General features: G+C 71.9%; 8 protein-coding genes and 1 pseudogene. 3 read left to right on the top strand and 6 right to left on the bottom strand.

The window, feature by feature from the left end; genetic code table 11:
• Positions 1-5: 5 nt before the first annotated feature.
• The gene (locus ACFWM7_RS23065) at positions 6-6,497 is read right to left on the bottom strand and encodes a thioester reductase domain-containing protein (protein WP_383263421.1); all 6,492 of its coding nucleotides are present in this window, start codon (positions 6,495-6,497) and stop codon (positions 6-8) included.
• 32 nt (positions 6,498-6,529) lie between these two features.
• Positions 6,530-12,052: an SDR family NAD(P)-dependent oxidoreductase gene (locus ACFWM7_RS23070; protein WP_383263422.1), complete on the bottom strand. Its 5,523-nt coding sequence runs from the start codon at positions 12,050-12,052 to the stop codon at positions 6,530-6,532.
• 226 nt (positions 12,053-12,278) lie between these two features.
• Between ACFWM7_RS23070 and ACFWM7_RS23075 the strand changes: the two are divergent.
• Positions 12,279-12,371: pseudogene (locus ACFWM7_RS23075) on the top strand (IS5/IS1182 family transposase); the annotation flags it as partial.
• A 149-nt stretch (positions 12,372-12,520) separates the two neighbouring features.
• Here ACFWM7_RS23075 and ACFWM7_RS23080 read toward each other — a convergent pair.
• Positions 12,521-14,179 carry an MFS transporter gene (locus ACFWM7_RS23080; RefSeq protein ID WP_383263433.1) on the bottom strand — a complete coding sequence of 553 codons (1,659 nt, stop codon included), beginning with the start codon at positions 14,177-14,179 and terminating at the stop codon, positions 12,521-12,523.
• A 157-nt stretch (positions 14,180-14,336) separates the two neighbouring features.
• Here ACFWM7_RS23080 and ACFWM7_RS23085 point away from each other — a divergent pair, with 157 nt between their 5' ends.
• Complete coding sequence (locus ACFWM7_RS23085) at positions 14,337-14,951, top strand: TetR/AcrR family transcriptional regulator (RefSeq protein ID WP_383263424.1); 615 nt, start codon at positions 14,337-14,339, stop codon at positions 14,949-14,951.
• Positions 14,952-15,250: 299 nt separating this feature from the next.
• Here the strand turns inward: ACFWM7_RS23085 and ACFWM7_RS23090 are convergent, their stop codons facing one another.
• Positions 15,251-15,442 carry a hypothetical protein gene (locus tag ACFWM7_RS23090; RefSeq protein ID WP_383263426.1) on the bottom strand — a complete coding sequence of 64 codons (192 nt, stop codon included), beginning with the start codon at positions 15,440-15,442 and terminating at the stop codon, positions 15,251-15,253.
• A 133-nt stretch (positions 15,443-15,575) separates the two neighbouring features.
• Between ACFWM7_RS23090 and ACFWM7_RS23095 the strand changes: the two genes are divergently transcribed.
• The gene (locus tag ACFWM7_RS23095) at positions 15,576-16,304 is read left to right on the top strand and encodes a TetR/AcrR family transcriptional regulator (RefSeq protein WP_383263428.1); all 729 of its coding nucleotides are present in this window, start codon (positions 15,576-15,578) and stop codon (positions 16,302-16,304) included.
• Between the two features lie 21 nt (positions 16,305-16,325).
• Here ACFWM7_RS23095 and ACFWM7_RS23100 read toward each other — a convergent pair whose 3' ends face one another.
• Together ACFWM7_RS23100 and ACFWM7_RS23105 are read right to left on the bottom strand one after the other, a co-directional pair.
• Entirely contained in the window at positions 16,326-17,045 is a 720-nt protein-coding gene (locus tag ACFWM7_RS23100) for a thioesterase II family protein (protein WP_383263430.1), read from the bottom strand.
• 151 nt (positions 17,046-17,196) lie between these two features.
• Positions 17,197-17,601 (bottom strand): phosphopantetheine-binding protein (locus ACFWM7_RS23105; RefSeq protein WP_383263432.1); only part of this gene is annotated, 405 nt, incomplete at its 5' end.

The following is a 17,601-nucleotide window of genomic DNA, read 5'->3' on the forward strand; positions in this document are numbered from 1 at the left end:
CAGGTTCACCCCTGCCCGGGTGCGGGGAAGTGGCCGACGCTCACGAAGAAGTCGACGTACGTGCGGAAGAGTTCCTCGGTGAGCGGGGGGCACTCGACGCCGGTCCCGATCAGGGCCGCCTCCGTGGAGGCGGTGTCGACGCCCGCCGCGCCGTCGGCAGCGCTCAGGGCGATCGCCTCGAAGGCGTCGAAGAGCGGCAGCATGGCGTTGTCCCGGTCCGCGTGCACGCGGGCGCGCCACGCGTCGTGGCCCATGTCGTCGATCTCGTAGCCGTAGCCCCGCAGGTACTCCACGCAGTCCTGGAAGGTCACCCCGCTCTGGTTGAAGAGGTGGAAGGTCTGGGCGGCGGCCTCCTTCTTCCGGGACAGGGCGACGATGGCCGCGCTCACGTAGTCGACCGGCACGAAATGCACGCTTCCGCCGAGCCCTTGGGGGGCGGCCCCGGCCTGGACCAGGCCCTTGAGGCTGAGCCAGACGAAGTCGCTGGTCTGGCAGGCACCCCGGTCCCGGTCGCCCGAGATGACATCCGCCCGGTGGACGGTGACCGGCAGCCCCCGCTCCGCGGCGAGGCCCACGATCCGCTCCGCCACCCACTTGCTCTGCACGTAGCCGGTGGGCTGCGACTCGACGGGCGCGGTCGGGTCCTCCGGCCTGCGCGGCGCGCCTCCGGGCTCGCCGCCGGCGAAGACGCCCGTGGTCGACACATAGTGGACGGGCACCGAGCGGTGGCGTGCGGCCAGCCGCAGCACCTCGACGGTGCCGGAGACGTTGGGGGCCTTCAGCTCCGCGTACGGGTAGAGCCAGTTGACGGTCGCACCGGCGTGGTAGACGGCGTCCACGCGCTTGGCCAGGGAGTCGAACTCCTCCTCGTCCAGGCCCAGCCGCGGCGCGGCGAGATCGCCGACGACGACGCCGAGGCGGGCGGGGTCGATCTCGTCCCAGACCCGGAACCACTCCAGGCCCGCCCGCAGCCGCTCCCGCGCCGCCTCCTCGTCGGCGCCGCGCACCAGGCAGTGCACCCTTACGTGTCCCGCGCGCATCAGGTTGCGGAGCAGGAAGGCGCCCAGGAAGCCGGTGGCGCCCGTCAGTAGCACCTCCTGCGGGTTCGTGACCTCGTACGAAACCTCCGGCGCGGGGACGATGTCGGCGGGCAGGTCGATCTCGGCCGCGAAGTCCACCTCGTGGCGCGAGTCGGAGACCTGCTCCCCGATCCGCTCCAGGAGGGCCGTCCGCAGGAAGACCGCGAGTTCGGTCGGCGTGGGCCGGTCGAAGACCACCGTGGCCGGGAGCCGGCAGCCGGTGGTGGCGATGAGCTGGTTGCGCAGTTCCACGGAGGTGAGGGAGTCGAAGCCCAGGTCCGGGAAGCGCTGCTCGGGCCGGATGCCGTCCGTGCTCGTGTGCCCGAGCACAGTGGCGGTCTCGGCCAGGACCAGGTCGAGCACCCGGCGCAGCTGCTCCTTCTCCTCGAGGCCGGTCAGCCGGCCGAGCAGGGTGTCGAAGCCGTTGTCGACGTTCTGGGCCGCGCGGCGCACCGGGGTGCGCAGCAGGCTCCGCAGCACGGTTGGTACCTGCGAGGGCCGTTCGCGCAGGGTCGCCGCGTCGAGCGGCATGCCCACCAGGGCGGGTGTCCCGAGGCGCAGCGCGGTGTGGAGCATGGCCCGGCCCTGCTCCTGTCCGATGGGGCGGAAGCCGCCGCGAGCGATGCGACTGAGGTCGGCCTCGCCCAGGTGTCCGGTCATGCCACTGTCCTGCGTCCACACACCCCAGGCCACGGAGGTGGCGGCGAGCCCCGCGGCGGCGCGATGCTCGGCCAGGGCGTCGAGGAACACGTTGGCTGCCGCGTAGTTGGACTGACCGGCGCCGCCGATGACACCGGCGACGGAGGAGAAGAGGACGAACGCCGTCAGGTCCAGGTCTCGGGTGAGTTCGTGCAGGTGCCATGCCGCGTCGACCTTAGGGCGCATGACCTTGTCGAGCCGCGCGGGTGTCTGGTCGGACAGCAGCCCGTCGTCCAGGACACCGGCCGTGTGCAGGACACCGGTCAGCGGACGGTCGGCGGGCACGGTGGCCAGCAGGCCCGCCAGGGCCTCCCGGTCGGCGATGTCGCACGCAGCGATCTCCACCTCGGCGCCGAGAGCGGTCAGTTCCCGGCGCAGCGCGTCGGCCCCGGGGGCGTCCGGCCCCCGGCGGCTCACGAGGAGCAGCCGCGCCACCCCGTGCTCGACGACCAACTGCCGGGCAAACAGGGCACCCAGGGAGCCGGTACCACCCGTGATCAGGACCGTGCCGTCGGGCCGCCAACGGTTGCGGTCGGCGCCCGTGTCGGTGTCCGTGGTGGCGGGTGGCGCGACACGGCGCAGCCCGGGTACGAGGATCTCGCCGCCGCGGATCGCCGTCTGCGGCTCCCCCGAGGCGAGGGCCGCCGGCAGTGCGGCCGCGGAGCGGGGGTCGCCGTCGAGGTCGACCAGCATGAACCGGCCGGGCGCCTCCGACTGTGCCGAGCGCAGCAGGCCCCACAGCGCGGCCGCCCCCGGCTCCACCGCCCCCTCCCCCAGGGGGCTCATCGCTCCTCGGGTCGCCACGACGAGCGGAAGGGTGGCGAGCCGCTCCTGTGCCAGCCACTCCTGGAGCAGTGCGAGCATCCGGTGCGCCGCGGCGCGTACCGAGCCGGGGACCTCGGCACCGGACACCGGCTGCCGGGGCGCGGTGAGGTCGAGGAGGACGGCGTCCAGCGGTTCGCCGGCACGGGCGACGGCGTGTACGTCGTCGAAACGGCGGGCGCCGGGCACGGTGGGGGCCGTGCTGTCGCCGAGGAGGCCCCAGCGTGGGGTGCCCGTCGCGTCGGGTATGCCGTGCAGCGGGTTCCAGACCGTCTCGAACAGGCCGTCGTAGCCGTGCTTGAGCGCTGTGCCGAGCGCGCGCGCGCTGACCCCGCGCGGCGTGATCCGCTCGGCGCTGAGGACGGGGTGTCCGGCGCGGTCCGCCGCCAGCAGGGTGAAGCCGTCCGCGACCCGGTCGAGCCGCACGCGCAGGGCGGCGGCTCCGGTGGCGTGCAGGCGCACCCCTCGCCAGTCGGCGATCGGCGTGGGGGCGCCGATCGGCTCCTCGGTCAGCTCCCAGAGCCGGGCGGCCAGGTCCAGCAGAGCCGGGTGCAGACCGAAGTAGGCGCAACCGGAGTGGAGTCCGTCGGACAGGCTCACTTCGGCGAACAGACTTTCGCCGCTGCGCCAGACCGCGGTGCGGCCCCCGTTCACCGGGCCGTGCCCGGCCGCGTCGGGGGATTCGTCGTCCAGGGTGATCTCCTCGGCGCCGGACGGCGGCCAATCCGGGATGCCCGTTGCGTCGGTCGCGGGTGAGGTTGCGAGGAGACCCGAGGCGTGGACCGTCCAGAGCGTGTCGACGGCGTCGGTGCGCGCCGAGACGGTGACGGTACGGCGGCCGGTGTCGTCGCAGGCGCCGACGCGGACCTGTATCTGGAGCCCGCCGCTCGCCGGCAGCACCAGCGGGGCGGTGAGGGTGAGCTCCTCCAGCAGGGTGCAGCCCGTCTCGTCGCCCGCGCGGACGGCGAGTTCGACGAAGACGGAGGAGGGCACGACGTCGGTGCCGCGGACCGTGTGACCGGTGAGCCACGGGTGGGTGGCGCGGGACATCCGCCCGGTCAGCAGGGCCTCGTCCCCGTCGGCGACCGGCACCGCGGCGCCCAGGAGCGCGTGCCCGGCATGGGTGAGCCCGAGACTCGCCGCGTCCCCGGCAGGGGCCTGCTCGTCGAGCCAGTACCGCTTGCGCTGGAAGGCGTAGGTCGGCAGGTCCACCCGGCGGGTGCCCTCACCGGCGAGAGCTCCGGCCCAGTCGACGTCCACGCCCCGCGCCCACACCTCGGCCAGCGAGGCCAGGAACCGGCCGGGGCCGCCCTCGTTGCGGCGCAGGGTTCCCGCCACCACGGCAGGGGCTTGTGGCCCGACCGTGTTCTCCAGCGTCTGCTGGATGCTCGTGGTCAGCACCGGGTGGGCGCTGACCTCGATGAACGTACCGAAGCCCGCAGCGGCCAGCGACTCGACGGCTGGCTGGAAACGCACCGTCTGGCGCAGGTTCCGGTACCAGTAGCCGGCGTCCATCGCGGAGGTGTCCAGCCATGTGCCGGTCGTCGTCGAGAAGAGCGGCACCTCGGAGTCCTTGGGCCGCACATCGGCGAGCACCCGGGCCAGTTCGTCCTCGATCCGCTCCACGTGCCAGGTGTGCGAGGCGTAGTCCACCGCGATCCGCCGGGCGCGTACGCCCTCGGCCTCGCACTGCGCGAGGAGCTCCTCCAGCGCGTCCGGGTCGCCCGCCACCACGACGGACGTGGGACCGTTCAGCGCGGCGACCTCCAGCCGGCCCGGGTACCGCGCCAGCCGGGTCTCGACGTCCGCCTGCGCCTGCGCCACCGAGACCATGCCGCCGGCGCCGGCCAGGCCGGCCGCGATGGCCTGCGACCGCAGGGCCACCACGCGGGCCCCGTCCGCCAGGGACAGCGCGCCGGCCACGCACGCGGCCGCGATCTCGCCCTGCGAGTGGCCCACCACCGCCGCCGGTCGCACCCCGTAGGAGCGCCACAGCTCCGCAAGGGACACCATCACCGCCCAGGACACCGGCTGCACCACGTCGACGCGTTCCAGCGTCGGCGCGCCCGGCGTCCCTCGGAGCACGCCCTCAAGGTCCCAGTTCACGAACTCGGCGAGCACACGGCCGCACGCCCGCATCCGCTCGGCGAACACCGCCGAGGAATCGAGCAGGCCCACGGCCATGCCCGTCCACTGCGTGCCCTGGCCCGGCAGTACGAACACTGTTCGGCCTGCGGCTGCGGAGGCGGTGCCCCGCACGACGCCCGGCGCGGACTCGCCGCGGGCCAACGCGCCCAAGCCGGCGACCAGTTCGTGGTGCGAGGTGCCGGTGACGACCGCGCGGTCCTCGAAGGTGGCGCGGCTCGACACCAACGACCAGGCCACGTCCCGGGGATTCGGGGCGGACGTCCCCTCCATGGCCGTCAGCAGCCGCGCCGCCTGGCCGCGGAGTCCTTCCGGCGAGCGCCCCGAGACCACCCACGGCACCACCGGCAGGCCGGTGGCGGCGGGCTCCGGGCCAGATGCCCCGGCGACTTCCTCGGGCACTTCCTCCAGCACCACGTGCGCGTTGGTGCCGCTCACGCCGAAGGAGGAGACGGCGGCCCGGCGCGGTGCCCCTGTCTCGGGCCAGGGCCTGGTCTCGGTGAGCAGTTCCACCGCTCCGGAGTCCCAGTCGACCTGCGGGGTCGGAGCGTCCACGTGCAGCGTCCTGGGCAGAACCCCGCGCCGCATCGCCTCGACCATCTTGATCACGCCGCCGACTCCCGCGGCGGCAACGCTGTGACCGATGTTCGACTTCAGCGAGCCCAGGTACAACGGACGCCCCGCACGCCGCTGCTGCCCGTACGTCGCAAGCAGCGCCTGCGCCTCGATCGGATCCCCCAACCGCGTCCCCGTCCCGTGCGCCTCCACCGCGTCCACATCCGCATACGACAACCCCGCACTGCCCAGCGCCTCCCGGATCACCCGCTCCTGCGAAGGACCGTTCGGCGCCGTCAGACCATTCGACGCACCATCCTGATTCACCGCCGAACCCCGCACCACCGCCAACACCCGATGCCCCAGACGCCGCGCGTCCGACAACCGCTCCAGCAACACCAGACCCGCACCCTCGGACCAAGCAGTACCGTCGGCCGCGGCGGCGAAGGACTTGCACCGCCCGTCGGCGGCGAGACCCCGCTGCCGGGCGAAGTCTATGAGGCCGCCGGGGTCGCAGCTCACCGTCACTCCCCCGGCGACGGCCAGGGCCGACTCGCCGGAGCGCAGCGACCGGATCGCCGAGTGCATCGCGACCAGGGACGAGGAACAGGCCGTGTCGAGCGACACCGCGGGCCCCTCGAAGCCGTAGGTGTAGGAGATCCGGCCGGAGGCGACGCTGCTGAGCTTGCTGGTCATGAGGTAGCCCTCGAACTCCTCGGGGGCGTTGAGCCCGAGATAGCTCTCCTCGACGATGCCCACGAAGACACCGGTCCTGCTGCCCTTGAGCGTGGTGACGTCCAGCCCGGCGTGTTCGAACAGCTCCCAGGAGACCTCCAGCAGCAGCCGCTGCTGCGGGTCCATCGCCTGGGCCTCGCGCGGGGAGATGCCGAAGAACCCCGGGTCGAACAAGGGGGCCTCGTGGATGAAGCCCGCCTCGACCGAGTAACTCTTCTCCTTGATCCTCTCGATGTCCCAGCCGCGGTCGTGCGGCAGCTCCGAGACCGCGTCGGCCTCCTGTGCGACCAGGTTCCACAGGTCGTCCGGTGAGGCGACGCCGCCGGGGTAGCGGCAGGCCATGCCCACGATGGCGACGGGTTCGTCGTCGGCCGCCTCCCGCTCGGCCAGCCGCCTGCGGGTCTCCTGGAGGTCGGACGTCACCCGCTTGAGGTAGTCGACGAGCTTGTCTTCGTTGGACATCGCCTCGGTATCCCTTTCAGGAAGTCAAGAAGTCAGGAAGTCTGGTGATCGGTCGGCGGGCCGGAGAGCTCGGTGTCGATGAGGGCGAACAACTCGTCCACCGAAGCGGATTCGATCCGGGCCGCCGAGGCCGGCTCGTCCGTGTGGTCGGTGTCCGCGGCCGGGGCGCCGAGCCTGGACGCCATGCTCTGGAGGCGGCGCCGGACCATCTGCCGGTGCCGTTCGTCCTCGGAGACCGCGGCGAGCAGGGTGTCGATGCGGTCCAGTTCGGACAGGACCTGCGCGGACACGTCGGCCTCGGCCGGGGCCAGCCGTTGGAGTACATGGCCTGCGACGTCGCGCGGGGTGGGGTGATCGAATACCAGGGTGGCCGCGAGGCCGAGCCCGGTGGCGGCCGTCAGGCGGTTGCGCAGTTGCACGGCTGCCAGCGAGTCGATCCCCATCTCCTGGAACGCCTGCGCCGCTGCGATGGCGTGCAGGTTCGGCTGTCCCGTCACCGCGGCGGTCTCCGCACGCACCAGGTCCAGGACGAGCCTCTCGCGTTCCGTGCCGGCCAGGCCCACGAGCCGGTCGGTCAGCGTGGTGGCGTCCGCCTCGCCGCCCGCGGTGCTCGCGGTCCTGCGCGCCGGACCGTCGGCCAGGTCGCGCAGCGCGGGCGGTACGATTTCATGGCCGCGCAGCGCGGCCCGGTCCACGACGCCGGCGACCACCGCGGCGGCACCGCCCGGGTCCGTGCCGAGGGCGACCGCCCGGTCGAAGAGGCCGCGGGCCTGATCCGCGGTGAGCGGCCTGAGCAGGTCGGGGCCGGGGTGCCGCGCCACGCCTTCGCGTTCCCACGGAGCCCAGGCCACGGCGGTGGCGGGCAGCCCGAGCGCCCTGCGGTGGCGGGCCAGGCCCTCGACGTACGCGTCGCCCGCCGCCGTGTTCGCCCGGCCAGGCGCACCGAAGGTGCCGGCCGGGGAGGCACAGACGACGAATGCGGTGAGGTCCAGGTGCCGGGTGAGTTCGTGCAGGTGGTGGGCCGCGACGGCCTTCGGCCGCAGAGCCCGGTCGAGCTGTTCCGGCGTCATCGCGGACAGCATGCCGTCCTCCGGCGCCCCGGCCGCGTGCACCACCGCGGTCAGCGGGCGGTCGTCGGGGATCGCGGCCAGCACCGCGGCCAGCGCCTCCCGGTCCGCGGCGTCACACGCGGCCGACGTCACGTGGGCGCCGGACGCGGCCAGTTCGGCGGCCAGTTCGTCCGCTCCCGGCGCGTCGGCGCCGCGGCGGCTCACCAGCAGCAGGTTTCTGACGCCGTGCTCCGCCACCAGGTGCCGGGCCAGTACGGCTCCGAGGGTTCCCGTGCCGCCGGTCACCAGGACCGTGCCGTTCGGCGTCCATGGTTGTCCGGTCGGCCGGTCCGGGGCCGTCGGGGCTTGTGGGACAGCCGTAGCGGCCGCGACAGTCGGGGCGGCCCGGATCGTACGTAGCCGGGGCACGAGCACCCGGCCCTCGCGGACCGCCATTTCCAGCTCACCGGCCCGCGCAGCCGACACCAGCAAGTCAAGCGGCGGGGTGTCCGTGTCGGTGTCGGCCAGGACGAGGCCGTCCACGCCTTCGGCGCCCGCGGTGCGCAGCAGACCGCGGACGGCCGCCGCCTCCAGGTCCAGGAGCGTCGCGTCGTCCCGGTCCGCCACGATCGCGTCGCGGGACAGCACCACGACCGGTATGCCTCGCAGCGCGTCCTCGGCCAGCAGTTCCCGCACGAAGGAGAGCGCCCGGCGCGTGCCCTCGCCCAGGTCGCCCGTAGAGGTCCACGGCACGAGCAGCAGCTCGAAGGCCGTTCTGTCCGCCGCGGCGGCCCGCGCGGCCGCGGCGAGGTCGTCGAAGCGGGGGACGCCGGGGACCTCGGCGCCGACCACCGCCCAACGAGCCGTGGGCCGCGGAGTCGCGTCGCAGGGGATCCACTCGATCGCGGACAGCGCCTCGCCGGGCGGCTCGGCGGCGAACTCCTCCTCGGAAACGGTCCGGTAGGTGAGCGATCCGACGCCGAGCACCGGCCGCCCCCCGGGGTCCAGGAGTTCCAGCCCGGCGATGTCGTCGTCGACGCGGACCGACCGTACGCGCACGGTGTCGGCGCCCACGGCGTGCAGCCGTACATCGCGCCAGACGGCCGGGACGGCGGCGTCTCCCGTCCCGCGTGGCGCGGGGGCCGAGGACGCGGTCAGTGCGGCATCCAGCAGGACGGGGTGGAGGTGGTAGCGCCCCGCCTCGGCCAGCAGGTCCTCGGGCAGGCGCACCTCGGTCGTCCTCGCTGCGCTGTTGTGCCCCGCAGCGCCCGGTTCTCCGGTTGATTCCTCGGTCGGCGCGGGGGTCCGTGCGGGCCCGTCGGCCGTGAGCACTCCTCGGGCGCCGAGTCTCCACGGGTGGTCCGAGGCGTGCCCGGGGTCTCCCGTGTCGAGCCGGGCGTGAACGGTGACGCCGCGGCGGCCCTCCTGGTCGGGTGCTCCGACGCGGACCTGGATCTGGAGCCCGCCCGTTTCCGGCAGCGTCAGCGGCCTGGCCAGGGAGAGTTCCTCCAGCAGGGTGCAGCCCGTCTCGTCGCCCGCGCGAACGGCGAGTTCGACGTACACCGAAGCAGGCAGTACGCACCTGCCCAGGTCGGTGTGGTCAACCAGCCAGGGGTGGGTGCGGCGGGAGACGCGGCCGGTGAGCAGTACCTCCTCCTGGTCGGCGACCGGCACCGAGGCGCCGAGCAGCGGGTGCCCGGCGCTGGTGAGGCCGAGACCGGCCGCGTCCCCGCGTCGGGACTCCGCCTCCAGCCAGTACCGCTTGCGCTGGAAGGCGTAGGTCGGCAGATCCACCCGGACAGCACCGGGCAGCACTCGCGGCCACTCGACGCGCCGACCGCGCGTGTGCAGCAGGCCGATGAGCGTCGCCAGTGTCTCCCCCTCCGGCCGGTCGGCCCGGAGCGCCGGTGCCACCAGGCCAGGGCTCCGTTCGGCCCCGGCCGAGACCAGGGCGCTGAGGACCGCGTCCGGGCCTAGCTCGACGAAGAGGGTGGCGCCCTCCTGTTCCAGGGTGCGCACCGCGTCGAAGAACCGCACCGTCTCGCGCAGTTGCCGCACCCAGTAGCCCGGCGCACACGCCTCCTGCGCGGTCAGCGTCTTCCCGGTCACCGTGGACACCAGCGCAATCCGCGGTTCCCGCAGCGACAGCCCCTTGACGACCTGCTCGAACTCGTCGAGTACGTCGTCCATGTGCGGCGAGTGGAAGGCATGGCTCACCCGCAGGCGGCGTACCCGCCTGCCCTCCGCACGCCAGCGCGTCTCCAGGCCCTCGACCGCCTCGACGTCGCCGGAGACCACCACGTTGTCCGGACCGTTGACCGCCGCCAATGACACCCGGCCTTCCAGCCCGGCCAGGTCACCGGTGACCTTCTCCGTGTCTGCCTGGACGGCGAGCATCGCCCCGCCGGCACGCGCCGAGCCCATCAGCCGGCCCCGTGCCGTCACCAGCAGGCTCGCGTCCGCCAGCGACAGGACGCCCGCCGCATGCGCCGCCGCCACCTCGCCCACCGAGTGACCGGCGACGAAGTCGGGCGATACGCCGATCCGTTCGAGGAACCGGAACAGCGCCACCTCCAGGGCGAACAGAGCCGGTTGCGTGTACTCCGTCCGGTCCAGCAGCTCGGCCTGCTCCGAGCCCTCCCGCGCGAACACCACGTGCTTCAGCGGTTGCGGGAGGTGCGCGTCCAGTGCCTCGCACACCTCGTCGAAGGCCGCGGCGAACTCGGGTACCGAGTCGTACAGTTCCCGGCTCATACCGAGCCGCTGCGCCCCCTGCCCCGTGAACACGAAGGCGAGACGGGCCGTGCCGCGTGATCGCGGCGCCTCCCCCACCGCCGAGCCGTCCGCCGTACCCGATGCCAGGGCTCGCAGGCCCTGCGCCAACTCCTCCCGGGTCCGGCCGACGACCACCGCGGCCGCGTCCAACACGGTCCGCCCCGAGACGAGGGTCCAGGCCACGTCCCTGGGCTCCAGGGCGGATTCCCCTTCCACGGCTGCCAGCAGCCGCGCCGCCTGGCCGCGGAGTCCTTCCGGCGAGCGCCCCGAGACCACCCACGGCACCACCGGCAGGCCGGTGGCGGCGGGCGGCTCGGCGCTCGGCTCCTCCTGGGGGGCCTCCTGGGGGGCCTCCTCCAGGATGACGTGGGCGTTCGTGCCGCCGATGCCGAAGGAGGAGACACCCGCCCTGCGCGGTCCGTCGTCGGACCGCGGCCACGGCGTGGTCTCGGTGAGCAGTTCCACCGCTCCAAAGTCCCAGTCGACCTGCGGGGTGGGAGCGTCCACGTGCAGCGTCCTGGGCAGCACCCCGCGCCGCATCGCCTCGACCATCTTGATCACCCCGGCGACCCCGGCGGCGGCCTGGCTGTGACCGATGTTCGACTTCAGCGAGCCCAGGTACAACGGACGCCCCGCACGGCGCTGCTGCCCGTACGTCGCAAGCAGCGCCTGCGCCTCGATCGGATCCCCCAACCGCGTCCCCGTCCCGTGCGCCTCCACCGCGTCCACATCCGCATACGACAACCCCGCACTGCCCAGCGCCTCCCGGATCACCCGCTCCTGCGAAGGACCGTTCGGCGCCGTCAGACCATTCGACGCACCATCCTGATTCACCGCCGAACCCCGCACCACCGCCAACACCCGATGCCCCAGACGCCGCGCGTCCGACAACCGCTCCAGCAACACCAGACCCGCACCCTCGGACCAAGCAGTACCGTCGGCCGCGGCGGCGAAGGACTTGCACCGCCCGTCGGGTGACAACGCCCGCTGCCGCGAGAACTCCACGAACGACGTCGTGGTGGCCATCACCGTCACACCCCCGGCCAGCGCCAGGTCGCACTCTCCGCGGCGCAGCGCCGTCGCCGCGAGATGGATGCCCACCAACGACGACGAACAGGCCGTGTCCAGGGCCACCGCCGGCCCCTCGAAACCGAACGTGTAGGCCACCCGGCCCACGGCGATGCTGCTGGACGCACCTCCCGCGACGTAACCCTGGACGTCGAGGGGGATGTCGTCGAGGAAGCTCGCGGCGAAGCCCTGGTACATCAGCCCGGCGAAGACGCCGGTGCGGCTGCCACGCAACGCGGCCGGAACCACGCCCGCGTTCTCCATCGCTTCCCACGCAGTCTCGAGCAGCAGCCGCTGCTGCGGGTCCGCCGCCAGTGCCTCCCTGGGCGACATTCCGAAGAATTCCGGCTCGAAATCGGCGGCATCCTCGAGGAATCCGCCTTCGCGCACATAGGACTTGCCCGCGCGGTCCGGGTCGGGGTCGTAGACGTCCTCGTCCCAGCCCCGGTCGGCGGGGAAGGGCGATATCGCGTCCTCCCCGCGGTGCAACAGCTCCCACAACTCCTGCGGGTTGCTCACCCGGCCCGGGAACCGGCAGGCCATCCCCACGATCGCGATCGGCTCGCTCGCCCGGTTCTCCACCTCACGCAACTGCCGACGGGCGTCGCGCGCGTCCACGACCGCGCGCTTGAGGTACTCGCGCAGCTCTTTCTCGTCAGCCATCGGAATTCAACCGCCAATTTTTCCGCATCGCTACTGATCCCCACGACGACGAACGCGCCGAATTTCGCTGCGCCAATTTCACGCAGACCATAAACCGGACTCAGTCATGAGCCAGTAACCGCCGCCGCAGGGGAGGCCAGAGCGGTTCATTACCGCGGGGTTCCCTCAGAGGACATCCCATGTGGATGACTTGGTAGGTCGTTGGTCATGGCGGGGATCGTCAACGCTGGTGCCGGACGAGTTGTGGGCGTTGTTCCAGCGGGTGGTGCCGGAGGCGCCGTCGCGGCCGCAGGGCGGTGGTCGGCGTCGGCGCGGCGATATTCCGGAACGCACTTCGCCCGCGGCGGCGGACCGGAAGGAGCTTTACCTCCGGGCCGCCGTCGCGGGCGAGGTCCATGCGTGTGTCGAGCGTGGCCCGTTCGGCTCACCCACGCGGGGTCAATGCGGGCGCCGGCCGCGCCACGCGGCTCACCGGCCGACCTTCGTGGGCAGCGGGGCCCTCTCCGGCACCGGGCGAGTGTCCGCCGCGGCGGGCGCTTGCGGCTCGGCGCCCTTCCGGGGCATCAGTACGACCACGACCACGGCGACAGTTCCGAGGACGACCGCGCCGACCAGGCTCGTGTGGGACACCGCGTCCGAGAAGGCGGAGCCGACCGCGTCGGCCATCCGGGACGAGCCCTGCGCCATCTCCGCCGCCTGCTGCTTGAGCGCGGCGGCGTCGGCAGCCGGGGCCTTCGCGGCCTGCTCGGTCAGCTGTTCCGCCCTGTCCTGGAAGGACTGGGCCACGGCGTTGCCCGCGCCGACCGAGTCCTTCGCGGCCTCCAGCGCCTCCGGCGGCACCTTGCTCCCCTTGGTCGCGTCGGTGAGGTTCGCCGCGTACGAGGAGGCGAGCGTCGAGCCGAGAACCGCGATGCCGAGCGATCCGCCGAGTTCGAGCGAAGTGTCGTTCACGGCGCCGCCGACGCCGAGCTCCGACTCGGGGAAGGCACCCATGATCGTGTCCGTGCACGGGGAGACGGTGAGGCCCAGCGAGACGCCGAGCAGGGCGAGCGGAGCCACGAAGTCCCCGTAGGTGGAGCCCGATTCCACGCCGATGAGCAGGGCCAGGGCCGCCGTGCCGCCCACCATGCCGACCGTCACCATGACACGGGCGCCGAGACGCGGCGTCAGCACACCGGTCAGCGCGGCACCCACGAACACGCCGAGCGCCAGCGGCAGCATACGGACGCCGGTCTCCAGTGGGTCGTAGTCCAGGACGAACTGGAAGTGCTGCGTGAGGTAGTAGAAGACTCCGAACACGGCGAGGAAGAAGGCCGCGACGCCGAGGTTCGCACCGGCGAAGGCGCGCTGGGCGAACTTGCGCACATCGAGAATCGGGCGCGGGTGGCGCAGCTCCCACCAGACGAACAGAAGCAGGCCGAGCGCGGCGATCGCCGCCGCGGTGAACGCCGAAGCGCCCCAGCCGAAGTGGGGGCCGTCGATGATCATGTAGATGAGGGCGCCGGACCAGACCACCGAGAGCACGCCGCCCCCGTAGTCGATCCGGCCGCGGTCACCGGCCTTCGACGGCGGCACCAGGACGTACGCCGCCAGGATGGCGACGGCGCACACCGGAACGTTGATGAGGAACGTGGACTCCCAGCCGTTGTCCTTGAGCAGTACACCGGCGATCAGCGGACCGGCGGCGATGGAGAGCCCGGAGGTCGCCGCCCAGATGGTGATCGCCTTGGCCCGCTCCTCGCGCGGGAAGACCGCCGCGAGCAGCGACAGCGTCGCGGGCATGATCATGGCTGCGCCGAGGCCCATGACCGCGCGGACGACGATGACTTGGACGGAGGTGTCCGCGAAGGAGCCGGCCACACCTCCCGCGGCCATGATGAACAGCCCGACCACCAGCGAACCACGACGGCCGTACTTGTCACCGATCGCTCCGAGCAACAACATCAGGGCGGCATAGGGGACGGTGTAGGCGTCGATGACCCACTGGAGGTCGGAGCTGGACAGATCAAGATCCCGGGTCATGGCCGGTGCTGCGACCGTCAGGGCGGTGTTCGCCATGACGGAGATCATCAGACTCAGACAGAGCACCAGCAGAGCCCACCAGCGTCGGGCATAGGGCCTGCTCATCCGCTCGACCGGCTCGTTGACGATAAACGGCACGGATCCCCCTCCATTCTCGATGCGGCCCCGCGACGGCCTGTGAGCGGGTCCGGGGCAGCGTGACGACTAGTTGCACACAGGTGTGAATGTAGCCGTACTTGCACACAGATGTAAAACTAGGGGGATGCAACCACACGCATCGAGCCTGAGAGCCGAAGCCAACCGCCGGCACATCCTCGAGGTCGCCCTCACCGAGCTGCTGCGCACCCCGGAGGCGTCGATGAACCAGATCGCCCTCGCGGCCGGCCTGTCGCGGCGCACGATGTACGGGCACTTCCCCAACCGCGAAGCGCTGGTCGAGGCGATCATCGGGGAGGCCATCGAGGCGGTGGAGCAGGCCCACTCCGCGGGCCGCGAGGGGGTAACGGAGCCGGCCGAGGCACTGGCCCGCTCGCTTCTCGCCGTTTGGGAGGTCGTCGACCGCTATCGCCTCCTGCTCTCCCTCGCGCAGCAGAGCCTCACGATGAAGGGCATCCGCGACCGCCTGGGCGCCGTCCACGAGGCCGGTACGCGGCTCATCCAACGCGCCCTGGAGGACGGGTCGTTCTCGTCGCCGCTGCCGGCGGAGGGATTGCGCTACGTCTTGGAGGGCGTGCTGTTCTCGGTGATGGAGGCCACCAACAACGGGCAGGTGCGCCCCGAGGAGGCGGGCCGCGCCACCACGGTCACCCTGCTCTGCGCGGCGGGCATGCCGCGCACCCGCGCCGACGCGTTGATGGCGAGAATTCTTGACGAGTGAAGTCCGGTGCCGCCGGGGCCCATACGGGTCCGGCGGCAGTCGACGCACCGCGGACGGGATTCGATGAGCCGGCCTTCAGCAGGCGGCAGGTGGCATCAGGACGTACGGCATCGAGCCCTGAGCGATATCGCGACAGCAAACGGTGGCCGACCGGGTTTTCGTCGCTGACCGTGGGGGCCTGAAACCCCGTTCACAACCCCGGTATTCCGCCCGTCGGCGGGGGCCGACGGGCGAGGGCGCGCAGCGTTCGGGGGATGACCGCGCGCCGGCTCTCGATGTCGGGCCGCAGCTGGCCCGGATCAGCGCCGCCCCACCTCCTGCAGGCGCCCCTGACTCACGGCTTCGCCGCCGACCGCCGCGTCCAGCACGTCGATCAGCCGGGCGATCTGCGCGTTTCTCACGGACAGCGCCCGGGAGACACCCCAGACACCCCCCGCCACCAGCACGAGGGCAGCCACCGCGAACCGCCAGTCCTCGGACCTGTTCAGCATCGTTACTCCACACCTCGACTGTGGACAGCTCAAGCTGCACTCAGTAGTATTTCTAGGCGCTGACTTAAGTTAATCACTGTAACAAACCATAGGCCAGCTACCACGTCAATGGCGACAACTGCGAGGAAGAACCATGGGCCAGCAAACGGCAAGCCCTCGGGTGCAACAACGTCGACAGGCCACACTTCTCGAAATCCGCACGACGGCCCGTCAGCTGCTGTGCGAGCACGGACCGTCCGGAGTGACGATCAATGCTGTGGCCCGGGAGATGGGCATGAGCGGCCCGGCCGTGTACCGCTATTACAACAGCCATGACGCCTTGGTCGAGGCGATCATCACGGACTTCTACCAGGAACTGACCGAGACGATGATGGCGGCGCGGGACACCTGCCCGCCCGACCGTCCCGGCAAGAGGTTGCTGTTGACGTGCCGGGCGATGCGCGCCTGGGCCCTCGAACACCCCAACGAGTTCAGCTGGCTGTTCGCGAGCCCGGTGACGTCGGCGGCCAAGCCGGACGGGGAGTCGCCCCGGCAGCAGGCGGGACAGCGGTTCGAGAGCGTCTTCCTCGACCAGCTCGGGGAGGTGTGGAAGAAGGCCCCATACCCGGTGATGCCCTTCGCCGACCTGGCGCCGTCCATTCAGCAGCAGATGACCGACTACTCGGCCCGGACGAACAGCACCCTTCCGCCCGAGGCCCTGCACATGTTCCTGTCGAGCTGGATCAAGCTCTACGGCCTGCTGTGCATGGAGATCCTCGGCCAGCTCGACTTCGCCTACAGCGACCTCGAGCCGGTGTTCGAGGAGAACCTCTATGAGCTGTGCGCCGCGCACAACCTGACGTACGAGCCTGCTGCCGGCTGACCCTGGGCGGTCGGCGCAGGGTCAGCCGGGAAGAAGTGACTCCCGCACCACTGCCGCGACCTGCGCGATCTGGTCCTGGAGATAGAAGTGGCCCCCCGGGAAGACGTGCAGCTGCGTGGGGGCCGAGGTGATGTCTTGCCACCGTGCCGCCTCTTCCGGTGAGACGACCGGGTCCGCGTCTCCGGTCAGCACGGTCACCGGGCAGTCCAGCGAAGAGCCGGCAGTCATGCGGTACGCGGCCAGCGCCCGGTAGTCGGCCTCCACCACCGGCATGATCATCGCGAGCACCTCGGGGTCGTTCAGGACGTCCGCGCCGATGCCCCCCATCCGCTGCAGTTCGGTCAGCAGTTCATCCCCGGTCACCAGGTCTCCGGGGATCGGTCCCCCAGCCGGCGCGACGCGGCCGGAGGCGAAGAGGCGCGTGATGTCCTTCGACGCCTGCCCCCCACGCATCAGCAGAGCCACTTCGAACGCCACGAGCGCGCCCATGCTGTGACCGAGGAGCGCGCACGGCCGCCCGTCGGAGAGGAGTTCACCCAGTTCCCCGGCGATCGCCTCGGCCATCCGGGGAATGTCCCCGACCGGCTGCTCCCGGTGACGGTCCTGGCGGCCCGGGTACTGCACTCCCAACACCTCGACGTCTGGCGCCAGCGCCCGCGCCAGACCAGTGAAAGAGGTGACGGCGCCGCCCGCGTGCGGAAAGCACACCAGCCGGACGTCGCTCGATCCCGGCGACCCCATCCGGCGTATCCATCGGTCAGTGCCCATCGTTCGGTGTCCTCTTTCTGTCGTGTGTTCGATCTGCCCCGTGCGAGTACCGCACGCTGTGGGTGTACGGGGCGGCCGACCCGGCCCGTTCGTCCAGGTCGGCCGCCCGCCCGCCGGTGGACGGTTACTCGGCTCCGTCGACCAGCGCGAAGAGCTCCTCGTCGCTGGCGGAGTCGAGGTCGTCGGTGGCGTCGTGGCCCTCGTTCGGACCGGCGCCGGTCAGTTCAAGGAGTCGCTGCAGCTGTTCGGTGATCTGCCCTCGCAGCGTGTCGTCCTCCCTGACGCCCCGGATGCGCTCCTCCAGCCCGCCCAGGGTGGTGAGCAGGGTGTGGGGTGGGGGTGTGTGCTGGTCGGTGAGCTGAGTGTCCAGGAACCCGGCCAGAGCGCTGACGGAGGGATAGTCGAAGACCACGGTGTTCGCCAGCTTCAGCCCGCCCAACGCGTTCAGCCGGTTACGCAGTTCCACGGCGTTGAGAGAGTCGAAGCCCATCTCCTGGAACGCCCGGTCCGCCTCGACCTCGCGCGCGTC

This window comes from Streptomyces sp. NPDC058375, from assembly GCF_042723425.1.
GTDB classification, from domain to species: Bacteria; Actinomycetota; Actinomycetes; order Streptomycetales; family Streptomycetaceae; genus Streptomyces; species Streptomyces durocortorensis.